Origin of the sequence: Pseudidiomarina sediminum DSM 21906 (assembly GCF_000423165.1) — a bacterium.
GTDB classification, from domain to species: domain Bacteria; phylum Pseudomonadota; class Gammaproteobacteria; order Enterobacterales; family Alteromonadaceae; genus Pseudidiomarina; species Pseudidiomarina sediminum.
The window spans coordinates 1,002,395-1,022,210 of the sequence record NZ_KE383983.1 but is presented as its reverse complement, the minus strand read 5'-3'; the positions used below and the strand labels follow the sequence as shown (position 1 = coordinate 1,022,210).

21 protein-coding genes are annotated in these 19,816 nt (G+C 51.5%); 9 read left to right on the top strand and 12 right to left on the bottom strand.

Annotation, left to right across the window (positions count from 1 at the left end; genetic code table 11):
* Positions 1-127: 127 nt before the first annotated feature.
* Positions 128-838 carry a fatty acid metabolism transcriptional regulator FadR gene (gene fadR / locus G535_RS0110130; protein WP_026861957.1) on the bottom strand — a complete coding sequence of 237 codons (711 nt, stop codon included), beginning with the start codon at positions 836-838 and terminating at the stop codon, positions 128-130.
* 205 nt (positions 839-1,043) lie between these two features.
* Between fadR and dsbB the strand changes: the two genes are divergently transcribed.
* Complete coding sequence (gene dsbB, locus G535_RS0110120) at positions 1,044-1,562, top strand: disulfide bond formation protein DsbB (protein ID WP_026861955.1); 519 nt, start codon at positions 1,044-1,046, stop codon at positions 1,560-1,562.
* Positions 1,563-1,567: 5 nt separating this feature from the next.
* Here the strand turns inward: dsbB and G535_RS0110115 are convergent, their stop codons facing one another.
* The 10 genes from G535_RS0110115 to G535_RS0110070 form a co-directional block, all read right to left on the bottom strand.
* Positions 1,568-2,029, bottom strand: a complete 462-nt coding sequence (locus G535_RS0110115) for a YcgN family cysteine cluster protein (RefSeq protein WP_026861954.1) — start codon at positions 2,027-2,029, stop codon at positions 1,568-1,570.
* Positions 2,022-2,633 carry a fumarylacetoacetate hydrolase family protein gene (locus tag G535_RS13440; protein ID WP_241970440.1) on the bottom strand — a complete coding sequence of 204 codons (612 nt, stop codon included), beginning with the start codon at positions 2,631-2,633 and terminating at the stop codon, positions 2,022-2,024. The genes G535_RS0110115 and G535_RS13440 overlap by 8 nt, the downstream gene beginning before the upstream one ends.
* A 26-nt stretch (positions 2,634-2,659) precedes the next feature.
* Entirely contained in the window at positions 2,660-3,646 is a 987-nt protein-coding gene (locus tag G535_RS0110105) for a lytic murein transglycosylase (RefSeq protein ID WP_026861953.1), read from the bottom strand.
* Complete coding sequence (locus G535_RS0110100) at positions 3,643-3,906, bottom strand: YcgL domain-containing protein (protein ID WP_026861952.1); 264 nt, start codon at positions 3,904-3,906, stop codon at positions 3,643-3,645. The genes G535_RS0110105 and G535_RS0110100 overlap by 4 nt, the downstream gene beginning before the upstream one ends.
* Before the next feature lie 7 nt (positions 3,907-3,913).
* Entirely contained in the window at positions 3,914-5,062 is a 1,149-nt protein-coding gene (rnd, locus tag G535_RS0110095; RefSeq protein WP_051207128.1) for a ribonuclease D, read from the bottom strand.
* Positions 5,059-6,744 carry a long-chain-fatty-acid--CoA ligase FadD gene (gene fadD / locus G535_RS0110090; protein ID WP_026861950.1) on the bottom strand — a complete coding sequence of 562 codons (1,686 nt, stop codon included), beginning with the start codon at positions 6,742-6,744 and terminating at the stop codon, positions 5,059-5,061. The genes rnd and fadD overlap by 4 nt, the downstream gene beginning before the upstream one ends.
* Before the next feature lie 61 nt (positions 6,745-6,805).
* Complete coding sequence (locus tag G535_RS13435; RefSeq protein WP_034728017.1) at positions 6,806-7,714, bottom strand: alpha/beta fold hydrolase; 909 nt, start codon at positions 7,712-7,714, stop codon at positions 6,806-6,808.
* Positions 7,715-8,275 carry a Slp family lipoprotein gene (locus G535_RS0110080; protein WP_241970441.1) on the bottom strand — a complete coding sequence of 187 codons (561 nt, stop codon included), beginning with the start codon at positions 8,273-8,275 and terminating at the stop codon, positions 7,715-7,717.
* A 32-nt stretch (positions 8,276-8,307) separates the two neighbouring features.
* On the bottom strand, positions 8,308-8,997 hold the full coding sequence (gene tsaB, locus G535_RS0110075; protein ID WP_026861948.1) for a tRNA (adenosine(37)-N6)-threonylcarbamoyltransferase complex dimerization subunit type 1 TsaB: 690 nt from the start codon (positions 8,995-8,997) through the stop codon (positions 8,308-8,310).
* Positions 8,994-10,925: a DNA repair helicase YoaA gene (locus G535_RS0110070; RefSeq protein ID WP_026861947.1), complete on the bottom strand. Its 1,932-nt coding sequence runs from the start codon at positions 10,923-10,925 to the stop codon at positions 8,994-8,996. Before G535_RS0110070 ends, tsaB begins: the two co-directional genes overlap by 4 nt.
* A 354-nt stretch (positions 10,926-11,279) precedes the next feature.
* Here G535_RS0110070 and hisG point away from each other — a divergent pair, with 354 nt between their 5' ends.
* From hisG to hisIE, 8 genes are read left to right on the top strand one after another with little or no spacing between them, the layout of a single operon-like run.
* The gene (gene hisG, locus G535_RS0110065) at positions 11,280-12,188 is read left to right on the top strand and encodes an ATP phosphoribosyltransferase (protein WP_034728014.1); all 909 of its coding nucleotides are present in this window, start codon (positions 11,280-11,282) and stop codon (positions 12,186-12,188) included.
* Positions 12,189-12,193: 5 nt separating this feature from the next.
* Positions 12,194-13,519: a histidinol dehydrogenase gene (hisD, locus tag G535_RS0110060; protein ID WP_026861945.1), complete on the top strand. Its 1,326-nt coding sequence runs from the start codon at positions 12,194-12,196 to the stop codon at positions 13,517-13,519.
* Positions 13,516-14,610: a histidinol-phosphate transaminase gene (gene hisC, locus G535_RS0110055; protein ID WP_026861944.1), complete on the top strand. Its 1,095-nt coding sequence runs from the start codon at positions 13,516-13,518 to the stop codon at positions 14,608-14,610. The genes hisD and hisC overlap by 4 nt, the downstream gene beginning before the upstream one ends.
* Entirely contained in the window at positions 14,607-15,683 is a 1,077-nt protein-coding gene (gene hisB / locus G535_RS0110050; protein WP_026861943.1) for a bifunctional histidinol-phosphatase/imidazoleglycerol-phosphate dehydratase HisB, read from the top strand. Before hisC ends, hisB begins: the two co-directional genes overlap by 4 nt.
* Positions 15,680-16,288, top strand: a complete 609-nt coding sequence (gene hisH / locus G535_RS0110045; protein WP_026861942.1) for an imidazole glycerol phosphate synthase subunit HisH — start codon at positions 15,680-15,682, stop codon at positions 16,286-16,288. Before hisB ends, hisH begins: the two co-directional genes overlap by 4 nt.
* Entirely contained in the window at positions 16,269-17,018 is a 750-nt protein-coding gene (hisA, locus tag G535_RS0110040; RefSeq protein WP_026861941.1) for a 1-(5-phosphoribosyl)-5-[(5-phosphoribosylamino)methylideneamino]imidazole-4-carboxamide isomerase, read from the top strand. The genes hisH and hisA overlap by 20 nt, the downstream gene beginning before the upstream one ends.
* Complete coding sequence (gene hisF / locus G535_RS0110035) at positions 16,988-17,779, top strand: imidazole glycerol phosphate synthase subunit HisF (protein ID WP_026861940.1); 792 nt, start codon at positions 16,988-16,990, stop codon at positions 17,777-17,779. The genes hisA and hisF overlap by 31 nt, the downstream gene beginning before the upstream one ends.
* Positions 17,779-18,420 carry a bifunctional phosphoribosyl-AMP cyclohydrolase/phosphoribosyl-ATP diphosphatase HisIE gene (hisIE, locus tag G535_RS0110030; RefSeq protein WP_026861939.1) on the top strand — a complete coding sequence of 214 codons (642 nt, stop codon included), beginning with the start codon at positions 17,779-17,781 and terminating at the stop codon, positions 18,418-18,420. Before hisF ends, hisIE begins: the two co-directional genes overlap by 1 nt.
* Here hisIE and G535_RS0110025 read toward each other — a convergent pair.
* Positions 18,380-19,807 carry an MATE family efflux transporter gene (locus tag G535_RS0110025; protein WP_420834818.1) on the bottom strand — a complete coding sequence of 476 codons (1,428 nt, stop codon included), beginning with the start codon at positions 19,805-19,807 and terminating at the stop codon, positions 18,380-18,382. The two genes, hisIE and G535_RS0110025, sit on opposite strands and share 41 nt — an antisense overlap.
* Between the last annotated feature and the right edge of the window lie 9 nt (positions 19,808-19,816).

Here is a 19,816-nt window from a genome sequence, read left to right as displayed (position 1 = left end):
GGTGCGTTAAATTACGGGAATTAGTGCCTTTTTTCAACATTCGTTAATGTAAAATCAACGAATATTCATAGCGTTGATACAAAAAAGCCCCTCGTGTGAGGGGCTTTTTGAAATACTGTTAAGTGCATTACTCAACCAGGTTTGCAGGGATGTCGCCACGCAATCCATGCCAAATACGACCTGAGGCATAACCGTAGTCACGAACCAGCAACACAGCCTTGTCCGCTTTCTCTTTATCCGCAACAGCGCTGAGATCAGCATAATATTTTCGCGCCAATTCGCGTGCATCCGGCTGTGAGAAATAGAAGGTACCAATACGTGAATACAAGCCTTTAAAGCCGTTCAACACCAAGACGTAAATAGGATTGCCCGAAGCCATCGCTAAATCGTGGTTCAAACGGTAATCGAACTCGCTAAACACTTCGGCTTTATCTTCCAGCTCACGGGCTTGCGCAAGCAACTCTTTCACACGCTCAGGGGCGTTACGTACCGCTGCACGTATATAAATAGCACTGATGTTAGTGCGGGCCGAGAGGAGCTGATCAACCAACTCAGGCATGCCATCCTCATCCAGACGCGCTAGCGTTTCGAGAATGTTTAAGCCCGACGTCTCCCAGAAGTTATTCACCCGTGTTGGTTTGCCATGCTGAATCGTAAGCCAGCCGTCACGCGCAAGACGCTGCAAGACTTCACGTAACGTTGTACGCGTTACACCAATCAGTTCTGACAATTCGCGTTCAGCTGGCAAAATTGTGCCAGGCGCAAAATGTCCGTTCCAAATGGACTTCACAATATATTCTTCTGCAAAGCCCGCTGGGCTTTGTGCCTTGATGATCATGAACTGGCCTATGTTGTTACGTCGTAAACCCACCGCAGGTTACGTATTCATTATTATTAATCGACCGCTGATTTTACCAGCCTTTGTAATGGTCGGACAAGTTTTGTCGCACTTGCATTTCAGAAATGATTCGACTTCTTATCGCAGCTTGGTTATTTTTGTCTGCACTTTTTCGACGCAGCTACAACAATAAGAGATAAACCTTATGCGCTACCTCGCTGAACTACCCGAACGCCGCGGAGCATGGTTGCTCCTTGCCCTTACCGCATTCGGGCTATTTTTTGTCGCGCTCTATATGCAGTACCAAATGGAGCTCAAACCTTGTGTAAAGTGTATTTATCAACGTGTTGCCATTTTAGGCATCGGACTTGCCGCCTTAGTTCCGTTACTGGCACCAAAGATCGCTTTGGCCCGCCTGCTCGGTTTTGCCGGCTGGTTAACAGCAGCGATTTGGGGGCTCTTTATTGCCAATGAGCACGTTAGCACACAGCAATCCGCCAACGCCTTCTTCGCGGTGTGTGACGCTTTTCCAAACTTCCCAGACTGGATGCCACTACACGACTGGTTTCCTAGCTTATTCAATGCGACAGGCATGTGTGGCGATATCAGTTGGGAATTTGCTGGGTTAAGTATGCCGCAGTGGATGCAGATCATTTTTGCCAGCTATGGTGTGGTTGGTGTCGTCGTCCTAGTGTTACGCTTGCTCCTCGTTCGTCGTATTTAATCGGCTTAATCGACGTCCTTTAACGGCCAGGTCACAATACGTAATTCGAGGTCCTCATGGACCTCGTTTTCGTTTATCACCCGCTGCGCAGCGCTCATGCCCGCTGCCTGCATAGGTTCACGACTGCCGTTATGCCGCAATGGGTGCCAACTGGGCAAGTCGCGCCCTTCCGCCAAGCGGCGATACGCGCACGACGGCGGCATATAACTTAGTTCATGCACGTTCGCCGGCGTGATCACCACACAATCGGGCACAAACTGTTTACGATTGGCGTAGTTCGAACACAAGCCAGTGCTACCATCCAATAACGCACAGGTCACGTCAGTGTAGTGCAAGGTTTCCGTCACATCGTCTTCATCGATAAGCTTATGTAGGCAACACTTCCCACACCCATCGCACAGTGACTCCCATTCCTCATGGGTCATCTCCGTGAAGTCTTTGCGCTGCCAAAACCCTAACTCAGTCATGCCCGGTTACCTTGGCCTGCCATTGATAGGACGCTTCCCCCAGTTGCCACTCACAACACAACTGCTCACCGACCTGCAATGGCCCGACACCCGCAGGTGTTCCCGTCAACACAACATCGCCCGGCTCCAGCGTAAACACTTGGCTAATTTCAGCGATAAGGGCCGCTATCGGCGTCAACATCTGGCGTCCATCGCCCTGCTGCCGCAGCACCCCGTCACAACTCAGCTGAAAACGGCTCTGTTGCACCTCATCAAGGGTTGTCACGGTAACCCATGGCGCCAATACACACGCCCCGTCAAAGGCTTTGGCGCGCTCCCACGGGTACCCTTGTTGTTTAAGCTGGCTTTGTACGTCACGCAGGGTCAAGTCGAGTGCTAAGGTCGCCTGCGCCACTGCCGCCGCCGCGGTTGTAGCATCAACGCGTTGCAAACGGCGATTCACCTGCACGGCTATTTCTAGTTCGTGATGACATTCGCCCCACTGGGTCGGAATAATAACCTCAGGAAAATAGGCAAGACTGCTGGCGGGCTTAATGAACAGCAAGGGTTCACTGGGAATGGGGTTATTCAATTCAGCTGCGTGCGCCGCATAATTGCGACCCACGCAGACAATTTTAGAAGGACGCGGCATCATTGACGTGGAAATCGGATCCGGTCAGATAAATAACCGACCGCCGCAACAAAGTAGTGGGAACGGTTCCAACGCATCAAAGCGTCATAGTTCGCGTACGCAAGATAGACACGACCGTTTTTGTCATCGGGGATAACTACTGACGCTTGAATATCATCGCGTTGTGGCAACGCACTACCGTCCATCCGACGCACACCTAACGCCTGCCATTCGGCGAGAGTCTTCTTAGTTTTCAAACTTGCTAAAGATTCATCAAAGCCTTCAGGTAGTTGTACTTGGCGGCCCCAGGTCACATCGTCTTTCCAGCCCGCGTTTTTCAAGTAATTCGCTGCCGAAGCAAAAACATCGCCCATTGAGTTCCAAATATCTTTCCGGCCATCACCGTCATAATCAACTGCATACGCCATAAATGAACTTGGCATAAACTGCGTTTGACCCATGGCACCGGCCCACGAACCTTTCATTTGTGCCACATCAATGTGGCCTTCCTGAATGATGGTGAGCGCTTGCCACAATTGATCTTTGAAGAACTCTTCGCGGCGGCCTTCATAGGCCATGGTGGTTAATGCTGACACCACATCAAAACCGCCCGTGTACGAACCGAAGTTGGTTTCAATACCCCATAACGCGACAATGAAACGTGGCTGCACACCGTATTTTGCACCAACTTCTTCGAGCAAGTCTTTGTGTTCATTGTACTTTTCGACAGCTTGTTTGGCTTTCCATTCCGGTACTGCGCGTGGCAAATAGGTATCGAGGGTTAATTTAAACTCCGGCTGGTTTTTATCAGCTTTAACCGAACGCTGGTAAAACTTTGCTTCCGCAAAGGCTTGCTCAAGGGTCGCTTCGGTATAGCCCTTCTCCAGCGCTTCTGCTTTAATCGCCTTTACGTAGTCAGCAAAGCCTGCTTCATCAGCGGCATAGGTCGTATTTGGCGCCAAGTAGAGCGCCCCTAAACTCAGTACCATTGCGGCGAATTTCTTCATTTTGCCAACTCCTTTTTTAACAAATTTTCCGGCGGTGGTGGTATCTGTAAGTAGAAACCTGGATCGTCCAAATGTTCCTGCAATTCTGCCACACTTAGTTGCGCCAACTTGCGCTCAGGTGTCAGTGCAAAGGTCATCACAGGGATCGGACGACCAAAGCTAGTGGCGAGTACTTCAGGAAGAATGGAGAAGTCGGCAGGATGTGCCATATACAAATAGGTGTCCGCTCGTTTCGGACTACGAAAAACTGCACACAACATAGCTAACCTACTTCTTTACGATGGCTTCAATAGTGTTTTTCAGCTTAGCGCCTCGCCAGCTTGCGAACAAGTCAGGCAGCGGTAATTGGGCTTGCGCATGCGGTGGAATTTGCCAGCACCAGTGCAGGACGTCATTGATTTGACGACGTGAGGCGACCATAGCGACTGGAATCGCTAATTCATCAGCCAGCTCCTGCGCGCACTTTTTCACTGCATTAAATGCGACTTTATAGCCGGGCATGTCGGTTAAACGTTGCAAAGGTACCTCTAACGGCCCCTGCTCCTGACCACGCTGAATCGCGGCCAACATCGCGTCGCCAGCGTAACGCACCGTCACCGATGACAATTCTTTAATACCGTGCAGTTGCCCTTTGCTCTTCGGCATCCGTCGCGCAATTTCCAACAGCACATGTTCTTTAGCGACAAATCCTAGCGGGATATCAGCCGTACGAGCACGCTCGTAGCGCCATGCAAGTAACTCTCGCAACACGCTTAACTGTTCAGGATTGCACTGCCAAGCATTGCCAAAATGCAAAAACAACCACTCCGGCGGAATCGTCTGTGCACGTTTTTCCGCTTGCCATGCACTTTCTGCGAGGATCAGATCAAGCTTCCCGCTTTGCTCGGCCTGTGCCAGCAAGCGTGGATAAATTTGGTTCAGATAAAATACATCGGCAGCCGCATAATCAAGCTGCTCCTGGTCTAACGGACGTTTCATCCAATCCGTGCGCGACTGCGATTTATCAATCTCAACTTCTAGCTGCTGCTGCACTAAGGCGGCGTACCCCATGGCCTCACCCTCGCCGAGCATCGCAGCAGCTATTTGCGTGTCAAAAATGGCCGTCGGCAAACAGCCCATGTGTTGGTGTAAGATTTCGTAATCTTCACCACCGGCATGAATCACTAAGGTTTTATCATGATCCGCAAATACATCCCAAAGCGGCTGTAGGGGGTCGCCCTGAGTTTTATCACTCAACGCGACAGGGTCAATCAACACCGTGGCATCTCCGGCTTGTACTTGCACCAAACCGAGTTTGGCAAAGTAAGTACGGGTGCGGACAAATTCTGTATCTACGGCAAGAAACGAGGCTTGGCGGGCTTGCTCACAAAACTGAGCAAGCGCCTGAGCGTCGGTAATCATTTGGTATGGGATCACTTAGTACTACCTGATTTAGCTTCTTCTTCATCACGTAATTCGCGACGTAAAATTTTACCCACGTTTGATTTTGGTAATTCATCACGGAATTCGACAAATTTCGGCACTTTATAGCCGGTCATATTTTCTCGCGCAAACCCAATCAATTCACGCTCAGTCAATGACTTGTCCTTACGCACAATAAAGACTTTCACGGCTTCACCCGATGAATCGTGCGGTACGCCAATCGCAGCAGCTTCCAGCACTTTCGGATGGTCAACCATTACATCTTCAATTTCATTCGGATAAACATTAAAGCCTGACACCAAAATCATGTCTTTCTTACGATCAACGATCTTAAAGAAGCCGTTCTCGTCCATTAAACCGATATCACCGGTTAAGAACCAGTCGTCTTGCATTACCTTGGCGGTTTCATCAGGACGGTTTAAATAGCCCAACATAACTTGTGGGCCTCGCACTTGCAGTTCGCCGACTTCACCTTGTGGCACTTCTTCGCCACTGTCAGGATCAACAATACGTACTTCAGTCGAAGGTAGCGGTACACCAATGGTGCCGTTGTAATGTTCAATATCGGTTGGGTTTACGGTAACCACTGGCGAGCACTCGGTCAGGCCATAACCTTCAAGCAAGCGTGACTTGGTCACACGCTCCCAATGCTCCGCCACAGAGCGTTGTACGGCCATGCCACCACCCAATGCAATTTTCAGATTGGAGAAATCAAGATCTTTAAAGCCATCGGTATTGAGCAAACCATTGAACAAGGTATTGACGCCACAAATAATCGAAAATGGATACTTGCCAAGTTCTTTTACAAAGCCAGGCATATCGCGTGGGTTGGTGATCAGAATATTCTTACCACCATGCTTCATAAAGGTTAAGCAGTTCGCTGTCAGCGCAAAGATATGATACAGCGGGAGCGCGGTGATAATGGTCTCTTCACCATCATTGACCAGCGGTGCGACGATGGCAGAAACTTGTTCCAAGTTCGCCACCATATTGCGATGCGACAACATGGCACCTTTGGCAAGACCGGTGGTTCCGCCAGTGTACTGCAGAAATGCGAGATCATCGCCGGTAAGTTCGGGACGTTGATAGGTGCTGGCATCGCCTTGACTGACGACATCACGAAAACGTTTCGCCGTTGGTAAACGATAACTCGGCACCATACGCTTCACATGGCGCACCACAGCGTTCACCAACCAGCGCTTCGGCGCAGGTAGCAAGTCGCCAATAGCGGTCAAAATAATATGCGGAACATCAATATCTTTGACAACTTTTTCAAGCGTGTGCGCAAAATTTTCGAGGATCACAATACCTTTCACTTGGGCATCGCTGAGCTGGTGTTTTAACTCACGCGGGGTATACAGCGGGTTAACATTCACCACCACCATGCCGGCGCGCAAAATACCAAACAACGCCACTGGATACTGTAATAAGTTTGGCATCATTACGGCGATGGCATCGCCTTTTTTAAGACCTTGTTGCTGCAAATAGGCAGCAAATTTTTTCGAGGCTTGGTCCAACTCATTGAAGGACATCTCGTGATCCATATTCACATAGGCAATACGGTCACCGTAAGTTTCGACACTGTGCTCGAGAATGTCGACCAATGAGGCAAAATGATTTGGGTCAATCGTTTCTGGGACCCCTGCTGGATAGCGTTGTAACCAAATTTTATTCACGCGTAGATGCTCCTGGCTCATTTTAGTTTTCGCTAATCATCGCACATCCGACCTGTTTACACTAGCCGTTTTCGGTCGCCAATAGCGCACAAAACTGGCGCCACGCCGCATCTGGAGACTCCATATGGGCATGATGACCACCGGCGATATCCATCACTTGTAACTGCGGTACAGCAGTTCGCCAAGTGCTCAGCGCTTGCTCGAGGCGTTGACGATGACCTTGACTGCCAATAAGTAGTGTATAAGGACAACGAATGGCCTGTAAAATCGTCGCGATTTGCTGCGGACTCATGCGCATCACCGAGCGACAACGTAGCTGGCCATCGGCACGGAAACGGAAGTCATTCGGGGCGAGTTGTTCGATGCCACGCTCCACCAGTAATGCTGCAATGGCAGTTGAAAAATCGCCGGCTTGCTCGCGCGCCAGCACCGCACTGTTGAGATCCGTATAATGAGGTCGACGTTTGCCTTGCTGCCGCAAACGGCTGCGAAACCCTTGCCGAATATCGTCTAACACCGCGCTTTCTGGGCTGGTTAATAAGCCAAAAGCCTCAATCGCAAGTAACCTTTCGATCCGCTCTGGCTCAATGCCCGCCCAAAGGTTAGCCACAAACCCACCCATCGAGTGGGCCAGCACACTCACCTTGGACCATTGCTGCTGTTCACACAATTGCACCATGTCATAAACGTAGTCCAAAAATGGGTAGTAATTGCCCGTTGGCCGGTGATCAGAATGACCATGCCCCGCCCAATCCAGCGCCACCAATTGATGGGTCGACTGCAATTCGGAATCGATAAAATGCTGGGCGATAGGTAAAAAGCTGTGGGCGTTATCAAGCCAACCGTGTAAGGCGAGGATCACCTGCCCTTGCGGATTTCCCCACCGCAGGCCTGCCAACGCGCCCCAGTTCAACTGAAACGAAACAGGCTCAGCAACTTGCTGAGCCTGTAGGTAGCTATGCGATGTCATTTAATTGTCTTTCGCTGGTGCCGGCTTGGTTTGCACGGGTACTGGGTAGTACACACGGTAGCCCGGAGAATACCAATAATGACGGTACCAAAGCGAGCTGTAATCCACTTCAGCACGACGCTCATCGATTTCTTTCCACAAGTACTTACCAGTAACATTCAAGGTCGGGAACAGGTACGTGTACTCATCAATTTTGTCTTCTACCGGTGCGCCGATGATCCCTGTGAAGGTAACACTACGCCCTTTTTTGTACACCATTGGGTCGATGAAACCATCCAAGTAGGCACGGAAGCGACCGTCGCTGGTGTCAGAAAGCACCGGGCGTCCATAGGAGTTAAGGTCGTAATTCACCACTTCGATTAACGTGCCTTGCTCACTGTTACGCACCTCGGCAATGACCCCGCCCCAACGCGCAGTTTGCCCTTCAACTTGGTCGGCATTCTGTAACGCCGTGGAATACTTCACCAATGGTGTGTTTTCGGCAACGGCAAGTTCATCTGGTACGGCCGAACAAGCACTCAAGGTTAACGCCACAATCGTGGTAAGCCAATACTTCATCATACTCTGTACTCCTTGATTTACGCCGACGAACGCTATTCACGACCCGGCAGTTTTTGCCATGTAACTTCATTGCGAACATAAAGCGGCTCAAGTTGCTCCGCAGCAACCGGCGTCACTTTAGCAGCGAGGGTTAGCATATCTTCAGCAAGTGGTAAGGTGACGTCTGCAGAAATTTGCACCAGACCCTGTGGATCAAGCTGTTCCGCATACGCCTGCCAACCAGTGCCAACGCCAACCACAGCATCTGCGTGTGGCCACCACGGCTGTTGCGTGAGGTCTTTTAGCGCTGCCATCTGAGGTTCTGTTACCGTTTGTACGCTGCCATCTTGGACGACAAAACCAGCCACATAGACCTCATTCATACGCGCATCTATAGCACTGACAACAGTTTTTGCATTAAGTTTACGCACTGCTTGCTGTGCTAACGCCGCTAATGTAGAGACGGGATAGACCGGCAAAGTGTGACTGAAAGCTAACCCTTGGCAAATCGCCACACCAATGCGCACACCGGTAAAACTTCCTGGACCATAGCCGCAAACGATGCCATCGACATCTGCAAGACTAAGTTTAGCCTCTGCCAGCACTTCTTCCACAAAGCCGAGCACGCGCTGCGAGTGCTCACGCGGCGTGATGGCGGCACGCTGGTACGTTACCTCGCCCACTTGTAAGGCAACAGAACATTGCTCGGTAGCAGTATCAATGGCTAACAATACAGCGGTCATGCAGAGGTATCTCCAGTTAATTCATTCAAAAAGTCTAAGGCTTGCTGCAAATCTCGGGTGCGCCGTAACGGCGGCAAACTGGCGAGAAACTGCTGGCCATAAGGTTTACTGACAAGGCGTTGATCGCAAACAATCAGCACACCTTTATCATGACGGTCGCGGATCAGACGACCTGCCCCTTGTTTTAAGGCGATGACCGCCGGTGGTAATTGTACCTGAGTGAAAGCTTCCGCTCCACGCATCCGACAATCTTCGATACGCGCCTGCAACAGCGGATCATCTGGCGCCGCAAATGGCAGCTTATCAATAATCACGCAGGTCAACGCTGAGCCACGCACATCCACGCCTTCCCAAAATGATGAGGTACCCAGCAATACTCCATTCCCGGCATGAATAAAATCACGTAACAGTTCACGTTTGTTCATGCTGCCTTGAATAAATAGCGGACGATTCGTTAAGGCTTCCAGCTGTCTCGCAACCAATTGCAACATACGATGACTAGTGAACAATAAGAAGGTGCCACCGTTACGATTTGCATCCAATACTTTGGTGGCAATCTGCACCAGCTCTGGCAACATTTCGCGCTGCTGCGGTTGCGGTAAGAAGCGCGGCACACACAACAGACCTTGCTTGGCAAACTCAAACGGACTTGGTAAACATAAGGTTTGCGCATCATCTAACCCCAGCAAACGGGTAAAATGACCAAAATCTTCCCCAATGGCCAAGGTCGCGGAAGTAAACACCCAAGCCGCATCGGAATCACGCACGTAACGGCCAAATTTATCGGCAACTTGGAGCGGCGTCTGGTGCAACACCACATGCCGTGGTGTGGTTTCATACCAGAAACTATATCCGGTGCGCTGGGTATCCTGCAGCAGATTCCAGATATGGATGAATTGCACGCAACGCTCGTACAAGGTGTCGAGGTCTTGGCTACGCCCGAGCGCGGTTTTCGCAACATCGCGAAAAAACGTCAAACTCTCGGTAAGTTGTTGCGCCGCCTCTTGCACGCTTTCGGCTTCAGCAAACTGTCGCCAGTTGCCGCGCTGCGGATCAATAGGAAACGCCAAACGCCAGTCACGTAAACTGCCGATGAGTTTATCTGCAGCTTTATCGAGCTGGCGTAAGTCTTTTAGTTCAGTTAGGTAAATGGCTTTGGCATCGTGCGCCATTTCGGTCAACTGGCGACTACCCAACGCCTCACCAAAATATTGGCTGGCAATGTCAGGTAATTGGTGCGCCTCATCAAACACCAAAGCATCAGCGTGTGGGATAAGCTCCCCAAAGCCCACATCTTTAAGTGCCATATCAGCGAAAAACAAATGATGGTTCACCACCACAATATCCGCTTCAAGCGCCCGCTTACGCGCCAGCACTAGGTGACATTTTTCATAATCTGGACAGTCACGACCTAAACAGTTGTCCACCGTGCTAGTTACGTGAGGCAGCACCTCAGCATCTTCCGGGAGCGAGCTTAAACCGCCAACATCGCCGTCTTCAGTGTGGATGGACCAGCGCTTCACTTCGACCAGCTGCTTCTGTACCAGCTTGGTGAACTCCGTCGCTTGTGCTTGGCTTTGGGCTAAACGATGCAAGCACAAATAGTTACTGCGCCCTTTGAGCAAGCTCACTTGTTTTTCTGGGGCAATAGCATCGCGCAGCGCCGGTAAGTCACGGTGAAAGAGCTGTTCTTGTAAGGCTTTTGTACCCGTGGAAATCATCGCATGTCCCGACCCTTTCAAGATCGGAACTAGGTAGGCATAGGTTTTGCCCGTACCAGTTTCGGCTTCGACAACGAGCTGCTGCTTTTTCTTTAGCGTGGTGGCGATTGCCGTTGCCATTTCGGTTTGCGCTGGACGCGGCGAAAATCCGGGCAAGGCATCAGCAAGTACGCTATCAGGTTGAAAGTAATCAGCAATTCGAGTCATCGGCTACGTAATGATTGAGGCGAGGCAATGGCCGCTAGATTAGCGTATTCATGCTCGAATAGCCACGGTTGATTCAACGCCGAACGCCACCACTAAAACTATACAACTTGCCATACAACAAATCTAGAAGCGAACAAAATTAAGGCTTGAAATGCTATTTCTCAAGAAATACAATCGTTATCACATTATCCAAAAGGAACAATCATGCGTTATACAACTTGGCACCATCATCACTCAAATAAGAACTGTTAGCCGCGTTGCATACGCAGAGGGCTAGCACGTGAGTGGTTGCCTTCATCACTACTAAACCCCGAAGGGCAACCTGTCGGGGTTTTTTTATAGGAGTTTAGCATTATGGTCGCAGCGACCCAGAATCAACGTTTAACTATTGCGGTACAAAAGTCAGGACGCCTCAGTGAGCAATCGATTAAGTTGCTCAAGGCTTGTGGAATTAAATTCAACTTGCACGAAGCGCGCTTACTGGCGCATAGCCAAAACCAACCGATTGATTTGCTGCGCGTGCGCGACGACGACATTCCTGGCTTAGTGATGGACGGCGTGGTTGATCTTGGCTTTGTTGGCGAAAACGTCCTCGAAGAAACACGCCTTGAGCGTGTTGCTACCGGCATTAATGCTGACTACAAAGCCTTGCGCCCGTTAGAGTTCGGTCAATGCCGCCTGTCGATAGCCGTACCAAAAGAAGACAGCTACCAGTGCTTAACTGACCTCAATGGCAAGCGTATTGCCACCACCTATCCGTATTTATTGCAAAACTATTTGAAGCAACAAGGTATTCAAGCTAGTACTGCGGTTCTTACCGGTAGTGTTGAAGTCGCGCCGCGCGCTGGCTTAGCTGATGCCATCTGTGATCTGGTTTCAACCGGGGCCACCCTCGAAGCCAATGGCTTACAAGAAAAAGACGTCATTTTTACCAGCCAAGCGCAATTGATTCAGCGTCCTGAAGCACTTTCACCTGCCAAGCAAGCCTTGGTGGACCAACTGCTTCCTCGCTTAGATGGTGTCCAGCTGGCAAAAGAGAGCAAATACATCATGTTGCACGCGCCTAAAGCCGCACTGCAGCAAGTCGCTACCCTACTCCCAGGTGCCGAGGACCCGACCATTTTGCCGCTCAGTCACAACGAACAAATGGTTGCCGTACACGCAGTCAGCACCGAAACCTTGTTTTGGGAAACTATGGAAGAGCTCAAGGCCATCGGCTGTAGCTCAATCCTCGTGCTCCCTATTGAAAAGATGATGGGGTAACGCAAATGCCAGTACCCGCCCTTGATTTACAACAACGAACCTTTAACTGGTCGCAATTGACCACGGCAGAGCAAATGGCGCTATTGCAACGCCCAGCTCAGGTCGTACAAAACGATGTGCAAGCTATCGTCGCTGACATTCTTACCAAGGTGCGCCAGCAAGGTGATGCTGCGGTACTCGCTTACACGCGGCAGTTTGATTGTCCGCAGCTGGATGACTTGCGCTACGACAGTACCGCCATTGCCGCACGCGTTGCCACCTTGGATGACACCAGCAAAGCAGCCATTGCCCAAGCCTACGACACTATTCGTGCGTTTCACCAAGCGCAACAACCGCAGAACCTGCAAGTAACCACCGTGCCGGGGGTCACCTGTGAACTGCGCTATGCCGCACTTGATGCAGTTGGCCTCTATATTCCGGGCGGCACGGCGGTCCTGCCTTCGACCGCGTTAATGCTCGGTGTACCGGCGCAATTGGCCGGCTGTAACCGGGTCGTGTTGGTTAGTCCTCCCGATACCAATGGCGAGCTCGCGCCGGCCTTGCTCTATGCTGCGCAACTCTGTGGTATTACCGAGGTGTATCGTTGTGGTGGTGCCCAAGCCATCGCGGCACTTGCCTATGGCACGGACAGCATTGCGCCGGTGCGGAAAATTTTTGGCCCGGGCAATAGCTTTGTCACCGCAGCCAAACAAGCGGTCGCGCAAGACCCTAACGGTGCCGCCATTGATATGCCCGCAGGCCCTTCGGAATTGTTAGTGATTGCCGATGCACAAGCAAACCCAGCCTTTGTCGCCGCTGATTTGTTGTCGCAGGCAGAACATGGCGCTGACTCACAAGTGTTGTTACTCGCCACCGAGGCCAGCTTTATCGCCCGAGTGCGTGCCCAAATCGAGCTGCAATTAGAGCAACTCCCACGCGCTGATATCGCCCGTCAAGCGCTGGCCAACAGTGCCTTGATTGAAGTTGAAAGTTTGCAACAAGCGGTGGCAATTAGCCAAGCCTACGCGCCAGAGCATTTGTCGGTTCAAACCGAGCAGGCCGACCAGCTTGCTGAGCAACTTACCCTTGCCGGCTCACTGTTTATCGGTCCTTACACACCTGAAGCTGGTGGTGATTATGCCACCGGTACCAACCATGTGTTACCCACATATGGCATGGCGGCAACTTATGGCAGCTTAGGCTTGCTCGATTTTTACCGACGTTACACCAGTCAAAAGGTCACGCGTTCTGGCTTACAGCAACTCGCTCCAGCCATTACCCAACTGGCAACACTGGAAGGTTTAGATGCGCACGCCCGCGCAGTCACGATCCGTTTGGAGGAGTCCTCATGAGTGCTTTTGTCGAGCGCCTTCAGCGCCAACACTTAGCCACAGTGAAGCCCTATGTTTCTGCGCGGCGCAGTGCCAGCGGAGGAACGGTTTGGCTGAATGCCAACGAAGCGCCCACAACACCAGCGGCGAGCACGCAAGAACAATGGTTTCGTTATCCCGACTTTCAAAATACCGCGTTGAACCAAGCCTATGCGGACTATGCCGGGGTAACACGCGAACAGATCCTCAGTTGTCGTGGTAGTGACGAAGCCATCGAGTTATTGATCCGGAGCTTCTGTGAGCCAGGCCAAGATGCCGTAATGATCACCACACCAACCTATGGTATGTATGCCATTAGCGCAGCAACCCATGGTGCTCAGGTGGTGGATTGTCCATTACAAGCAGCGGAAGATGGCAGCTTACAGTTGGCCACCGAGGCAATGATCACGCGCTGTTTAGATCGCACGCAAGCGAAGATCAAATTGATATTTATCTGCAGCCCCTCCAACCCACTCGGCAACATGGTCAAGACACGTGCGCTTGAACGTTTGCTTGACGCTGTGGGCAACGAGGCTTTGGTGATTCTAGACCAAGCTTATATTGAATTTGTCGACAGTAATCACCCGCAATTTGATAGTGCTGCCCTGCTCGCGCGTTATCCGCAACTGGTCGTGTTGCGCACCCTCTCGAAAGCTTTTGGGCGTGCCGGCCTACGCTGTGGCTTTGCAATTGCCGCGCCAGAAATCATTGCCGTGCTCAGTAAAGTCATTGCACCGTATCCATTGCCGTCACCGACCATTAGCGAAGCCACCCACGGGTTAAGCTGTGAGGCTATTATGGTGATGCAACAACAGTTACAGCGTATCGCTGAACAACGTGAGCGTTTGATCGCAGCCCTCCAACAGCGCGCGTGGGTCAAGAAAATTTGGCCCAGCACCACAAACTTTGTGTTGGTCAACGTGGCCGATGCCCAAAGCTTAGTGCAACGCTGTCAACAACAGGGCGTTTTGATCCGCGATCAATCGAGCCAGCCTGGGCTACCACAATGTATTCGCATCAGTATCGGCAGCGCCGATGACATCACTCGTTTATTGGAGGTTTTACCGGCATGAGTGCACAACCGATCCTTTTTATTGACCGTGACGGCACCTTGGTGGAAGAGCCCGCCATTGATAAGCAATTGGATAGTATCGACAAATTGGTGTTTGAGCCCGGCGTCATTCCGGCCCTGCTCGCATTGCAAGCCGCAGGCTACCGTTTAGTCATGGTCTCCAATCAAGATGGTTTAGGTACCGAAAGCTTTCCCCAAGCCGACTTTGATGCGCCGCACGCATTGATGATGGCAGTCTTTAGCTCACAGGGAATTACCTTTGATGACGTCTTGATTTGCCCGCATTTTGCTGAACAAAACTGTAGTTGCCGCAAGCCCAACCTTGGCTTGGTTAAAGACTATCTGCAACAAGGGCGCATCGATTTTGCCAAGTCTTGGGTAATTGGTGACCGTGACACCGACCTACAACTGGCAGACAACATGGGCATTGGCGGATTAAAGTACGACCGTGAGCGCTTAAATTGGCAAGCGATTCAGCACCAACTCCTCGATCGTCCACGGGTTGCCACGGTAGCCCGCGATACCAACGAAACGCAAATTCGAATTGAGCTTGACCTCGATCAGCAAGCGCCTGCGCAAATCAGCACCGGCATTGGCTTTTTTGACCACATGCTGGATCAAATCGCAACACACGCTGGCATTGCGCTAAAGGTCTCGGTCCAAGGTGACTTGCACATTGATGAGCACCACACCGTGGAAGACACTGCACTGGCACTCGGTCAAGCGCTACGCCAAGCCCTTGGTAGTAAACGCGGCATTGGCCGCTTTGGCTTTGCCCTACCGATGGATGAGTGCCGAGCTGAGTGTCTGATTGATTTATCGGGGCGCCCCTATTTAAAATTCGACGCCCCTTTTAGCCGCGATCAGGTCGGCGGCCTCGCCACTGAGATGGTCGGTCACTTTTTCCGTTCGCTCAGTGATGCGATGGCGGTGTCACTACACCTCTCCACCACCGAGGGCAACAGTCACCACCAAGTCGAAAGCCTCTTTAAAGTGTTTGGCCGCGCCTTGCGCCAAGCGGTTGCGCGCACCAACGATAGTAGCTTGCCTTCAAGTAAGGGGATGCTGGCATGAGTGTCGTTATTGTTGATACCCAATGCGCCAACCTCACGTCGGTGCGGTTCGCCCTTGAACGCTTAGGGGTAAGCCCTCTCGTTAGTGCTGATGCGGCAACAATTCGCGGCGCTGAACGGGTCATTTTACCCGGCGTGGGAACCGCTGCCGCCGCCATGCGTGAACTTCAGGCACGCGACTTAGTCACCACGCTGCAACAGCTCACACAACCGGTACTGGGCATTTGTTTAGGGATGCAGCTGCTCACCGAGTTTTCCAGTGAAGGCGAGGTTGCTTGTCTTGGCGTGATCCCAACGCAAACCAAGGCGCTTAGCAACGCTGGTCTGCCACTGCCGCATATGGGCTGGAACACCATCACAGCTGAACAAACGCACCCGCTGCTGCAGCACTTACCAACGCCCACCTATTGTTACTTTGTGCACAGCTATGCCGTGCCCATCAGCCCGGTAACGCTCGCCAGTAGTGACTACGGGCAAGCTTTCTCAGCCATGATTGGTTATCGCAACTTCTTTGGTGCGCAATTTCACCCAGAGCGCTCAGGCGCTGTCGGTGCACAAATTTTGAAGAACTTTTTGGAGCTTAACGATGTTAATTCCAGCACTTGATTTAATCGGTGGTGAGGTTGTGCGTCTGCAACAAGGTGATTTTAGCCGACAAACCACCTTTGCCAGCGACCCGTTACCTATTGCCCAAGCTTACGCTAAGGCTGGAGCAACCTGGTTGCACGTGGTCGACCTTGATGGCGCACGTGATCCGGCGCAGCGGCAACTTACGAGTATCACACGCTTAGCCGAAGCATTACCTATGCAACTGCAAGTGGGCGGTGGCCTACGCACGCGTGCTGACCTAGAGCAATTGTTTGATTGCGGCGTCAAACGCGTCGTGATTGGCTCTCTCGCCGTCCAACAACCTGAACTCGTCAGTGCGTGGCTAAATGAATTTGGCAGTGAGGCTATTGTCTTATCGTTAGATGTGAGTATTGCCGATGATGGCACCGCGTATGTTGCCACGCACGGCTGGCAACAAACCTCAGACCTGACCTTAACCGACGCCATAGAGCGTTTTTTACCGGACGGTTTGCGGCATGTCTTGTGTACCGATATCGCCAAAGACGGCATGCTTAGCGGCTACAATAGTGCCCTCTATCAAATGCTGCAACAACGCTACCCACAGCTGCACGTGCAGGCCTCTGGCGGCGCTGCTTGCTTAGACGACTTACGCCAGTTGCGGGCCATTGGCTGTGCCAGTGCGATTCTTGGTAAGGCTCTATTAACCCAACAATTCACCCTTGAGGAGGCAATGACATGCTGGCAAAACGCATTATCCCCTGCCTAGATGTTCGTGATGGCCAAGTCGTCAAAGGCGTGCAATTCCGTAACCATGAGATTATTGGCGCCATCGAGCCTTTGGCCGAGCGCTATGCGCAAGCAGGCGCGGACGAGCTGGTGTTTTATGATATTACTGCATCATCTGATGCCCGTGTGGTGGACAAGTCTTGGGTGGAGCGGATCGCTCGAGTAATTGATATTCCGTTTACCGTCGCCGGTGGTATCAGCTCTATCGCACAAGCGCGTGAGATGCTCGCCATGGGCGCCGACAAAATTTCCATCAACTCACCCGCCCTGCGTAACCCAGACCTCATCAACCAACTGGTGGAAGAGTTCGGCCAGCAATGTGTGGTGATTGGCATTGATAGCTTTTATGATGCTGACAGCGGCCGCTATTCAGTCTATCAATTCACCGGCGATGAGCGTAAAACTCAAGCGACACGCTGGCAGACCCTCGATTGGGTCAACGAAGTGGTCGCCCGAGGCGCCGGTGAAATCGTCCTAAACTGTATGAATCAAGATGGCGTTCGTGATGGTTATGACATCGATCAACTGGCAACCATTCGCGCCGCTTGTCCGGTGCCGCTGATTGCGTCTGGTGGTGCTGGCAGTGCCCAGCATTTCGTTGATGTTTTTGCCCAAGCGAACGTTGACGGCGCGCTGGCTGCCTCGGTATTTCACAAAAATGTTCTTACCGTCGCTGAAGTAAAAGCGACACTTGCCGCAGCGGCGATTCCGGTACGCTACACCGATGGAGGAAAAGGTTAATGCAAGTCACGCTCGAGACCATCAACCAACTCGACTTTGCCAAGCAACAACAACTGCTGCCTGCGATTGTGCAACACCCCTATTCTGGCACAGTACTGATGCAGGGCTACATGAACCCAGAGGCGTTGCAACAAACCTTAGCTTCAGGTCGTGTCACCTTCTATAGCCGCAGTAAACAGCGACTTTGGTGCAAAGGAGAACAGTCCGGCCACTACCTTGCGTTGCAGGCAGTACATACCGATTGCGATGCGGATAGCCTGCTGGTAGTTGCCCTACCCCAAGGCCCCACCTGTCATCTCGGCACTGAGAGCTGCTTTAGTGATAACCAGAGTGGTAACCAGAATGATAACCAGTTTGCCGAACAACCCTTATTACAACATCTGATGCGCGTCATTCAACAACGGCAGCCAGATGCACAGAGCGGTAGTTATACTGAACGGCTGCTTGCCGAAGGCAGCAAACGCGTCGCTCAAAAGGTCGGTGAGGAAGGTGTTGAAGTTGCGCTCGCGGCCGCCACTGGCGACCGCGAAGAACTGTTAAATGAAAGTGCAGATTTGCTGTATCACTTGCTGGTCTTACTGCACAGTGAACAACTGGAACTTACGGACGTGCTGGCTGTGTTGCATCAGCGTCGTCGTTGAGCTGTTGCAGCAGATTTTTATCGTAATCGCGGCTGACCTTGCGTAAGCGCCAGGTCAGCAACACTGCTGCAATCGTTAGACCGATAATAAAACCGACCCACATCCCTGCGGCACCCATCTGCGGACCGAGGTAATCGGTACGTGACAACAAAATACCGGCAGTTAAACCAAATGGCCAATACGAAACAAAGGTGATCAACATCACCACTTTCGTATCTTTATATCCACGTAAGGTTCCCATTGCTACCGCCTGGAAGGTGTCCGACAGGGTGAAAATGGCAGCCAAGCCCATTAAGGTTGCAGACACTTGAATCACCACCTGATCGTTGGTGTACAAGCTCGCCAACCAAGCGCCACCGAGCCACATAATCAAGCCATTGACGGCGGCAAAGGTCATGCCATAAATGGTCGCTAATTTGTGACTTAACATCGCATTCGCTGGATTGCCCGCGCCTAGTGCGAAGCCAACCCGTAGCGTTACTGCCATCGACAAACTCAACGGCACCATGTACACCAACGAGGATATATTCAGTGCTATCTGATGACTGGCAACCACAGTGGCGCCAAGCGGAGCAATGACCAAGGCAGCTGCGGCAAACAAACTCACTTCAAAGAAAATCGCAGTGGCAATCGGAAAACCGATACGAATAATGTACCAAATATCGTCCCAATCAGGTTTAAACCACTTGTTAAACAAACCGATGGTTTTAAAGCGTTTGGTCCACATCACGTACACCAACATCCCCAACGCCATCACCCACAACACAATCGCTGTAGCCAAGCCACAACCGGCACCGCCAAGCGCAGGAGCTCCGAATTTACCGTTGATCAAGATGTAGTTGGCTGGAATGTTAACCAACAGACCTAACACCCCGATCACCAACGATGGCACCGTGTGCGATAAGCCTTCACAGAAGTTACGCAACACCATGTACAGCACCAGCGCTGGAATTGCCCAAATCAGGTAGCTTAAATAGTCTAAAGTGATGGTACGAAACGCATCTTCAACGTCCATAGCGTTCAGAATGAGTGGCGCACAAAGAATCACAGCCAAACACAGCAGACTCCCGAAGGCTGCAGCATAAAAGCCTTGTTGGGTGATATTGGCGACTTTATTGCGCTTATTGGCACCATCAAAGTGCGAAATAACTGGCGCTAAGGCCAGGCTAATACCAAACACTAATAGCGTTGAGGGAAACCAAATACTGCCGCCCACAGATACTGCTGCCAAGTCGGTCGCACTGATACGACCGGCCATGACCGTATCGACAACGTTCATCAACATTTGCGTTAACTGCGCGATCAAAATAGGCCCAGTTAAACGGAATAATTTTTTCGATTCACCCCACCAATGATCGGGGTGTGGCATGGACTTCGTGCGGTTCATCCAGAACGT

Excerpts from the sequence above, each read along its gene's own strand:
- hisH (WP_026861942.1), top strand. The coding sequence starts at position 15,680 with ATGAGTGTCGTTATTGTTGATACCCAATGCGCCAACCTCACGTCGGTG.
- fadR (WP_026861957.1), bottom strand. The coding sequence starts at position 838 with ATGATCATCAAGGCACAAAGCCCAGCGGGCTTTGCAGAAGAATATATT.
- hisF (WP_026861940.1), top strand. The coding sequence starts at position 16,988 with ATGCTGGCAAAACGCATTATCCCCTGCCTAGATGTTCGTGATGGCCAA.
- hisIE (WP_026861939.1), top strand. The coding sequence starts at position 17,779 with ATGCAAGTCACGCTCGAGACCATCAACCAACTCGACTTTGCCAAGCAA.
- hisD (WP_026861945.1), top strand. The coding sequence starts at position 12,194 with ATGCCAGTACCCGCCCTTGATTTACAACAACGAACCTTTAACTGGTCG.
- G535_RS13435 (WP_034728017.1), bottom strand. The coding sequence starts at position 7,714 with ATGACATCGCATAGCTACCTACAGGCTCAGCAAGTTGCTGAGCCTGTT.
- G535_RS0110025 (WP_420834818.1), bottom strand. The coding sequence starts at position 19,807 with ATGAACCGCACGAAGTCCATGCCACACCCCGATCATTGGTGGGGTGAA.
- G535_RS0110100 (WP_026861952.1), bottom strand. The coding sequence starts at position 3,906 with ATGTTGTGTGCAGTTTTTCGTAGTCCGAAACGAGCGGACACCTATTTG.
- dsbB (WP_026861955.1), top strand. The coding sequence starts at position 1,044 with ATGCGCTACCTCGCTGAACTACCCGAACGCCGCGGAGCATGGTTGCTC.
- tsaB (WP_026861948.1), bottom strand. The coding sequence starts at position 8,997 with ATGACCGCTGTATTGTTAGCCATTGATACTGCTACCGAGCAATGTTCT.
- hisB (WP_026861943.1), top strand. The coding sequence starts at position 14,607 with ATGAGTGCACAACCGATCCTTTTTATTGACCGTGACGGCACCTTGGTG.
- G535_RS0110070 (WP_026861947.1), bottom strand. The coding sequence starts at position 10,925 with ATGACTCGAATTGCTGATTACTTTCAACCTGATAGCGTACTTGCTGAT.
- hisC (WP_026861944.1), top strand. The coding sequence starts at position 13,516 with ATGAGTGCTTTTGTCGAGCGCCTTCAGCGCCAACACTTAGCCACAGTG.
- hisG (WP_034728014.1), top strand. The coding sequence starts at position 11,280 with ATGGTCGCAGCGACCCAGAATCAACGTTTAACTATTGCGGTACAAAAG.
- G535_RS0110105 (WP_026861953.1), bottom strand. The coding sequence starts at position 3,646 with ATGAAGAAATTCGCCGCAATGGTACTGAGTTTAGGGGCGCTCTACTTG.
- hisA (WP_026861941.1), top strand. The coding sequence starts at position 16,269 with ATGTTAATTCCAGCACTTGATTTAATCGGTGGTGAGGTTGTGCGTCTG.
- G535_RS0110080 (WP_241970441.1), bottom strand. The coding sequence starts at position 8,275 with ATGATGAAGTATTGGCTTACCACGATTGTGGCGTTAACCTTGAGTGCT.
- G535_RS0110115 (WP_026861954.1), bottom strand. The coding sequence starts at position 2,029 with ATGACTGAGTTAGGGTTTTGGCAGCGCAAAGACTTCACGGAGATGACC.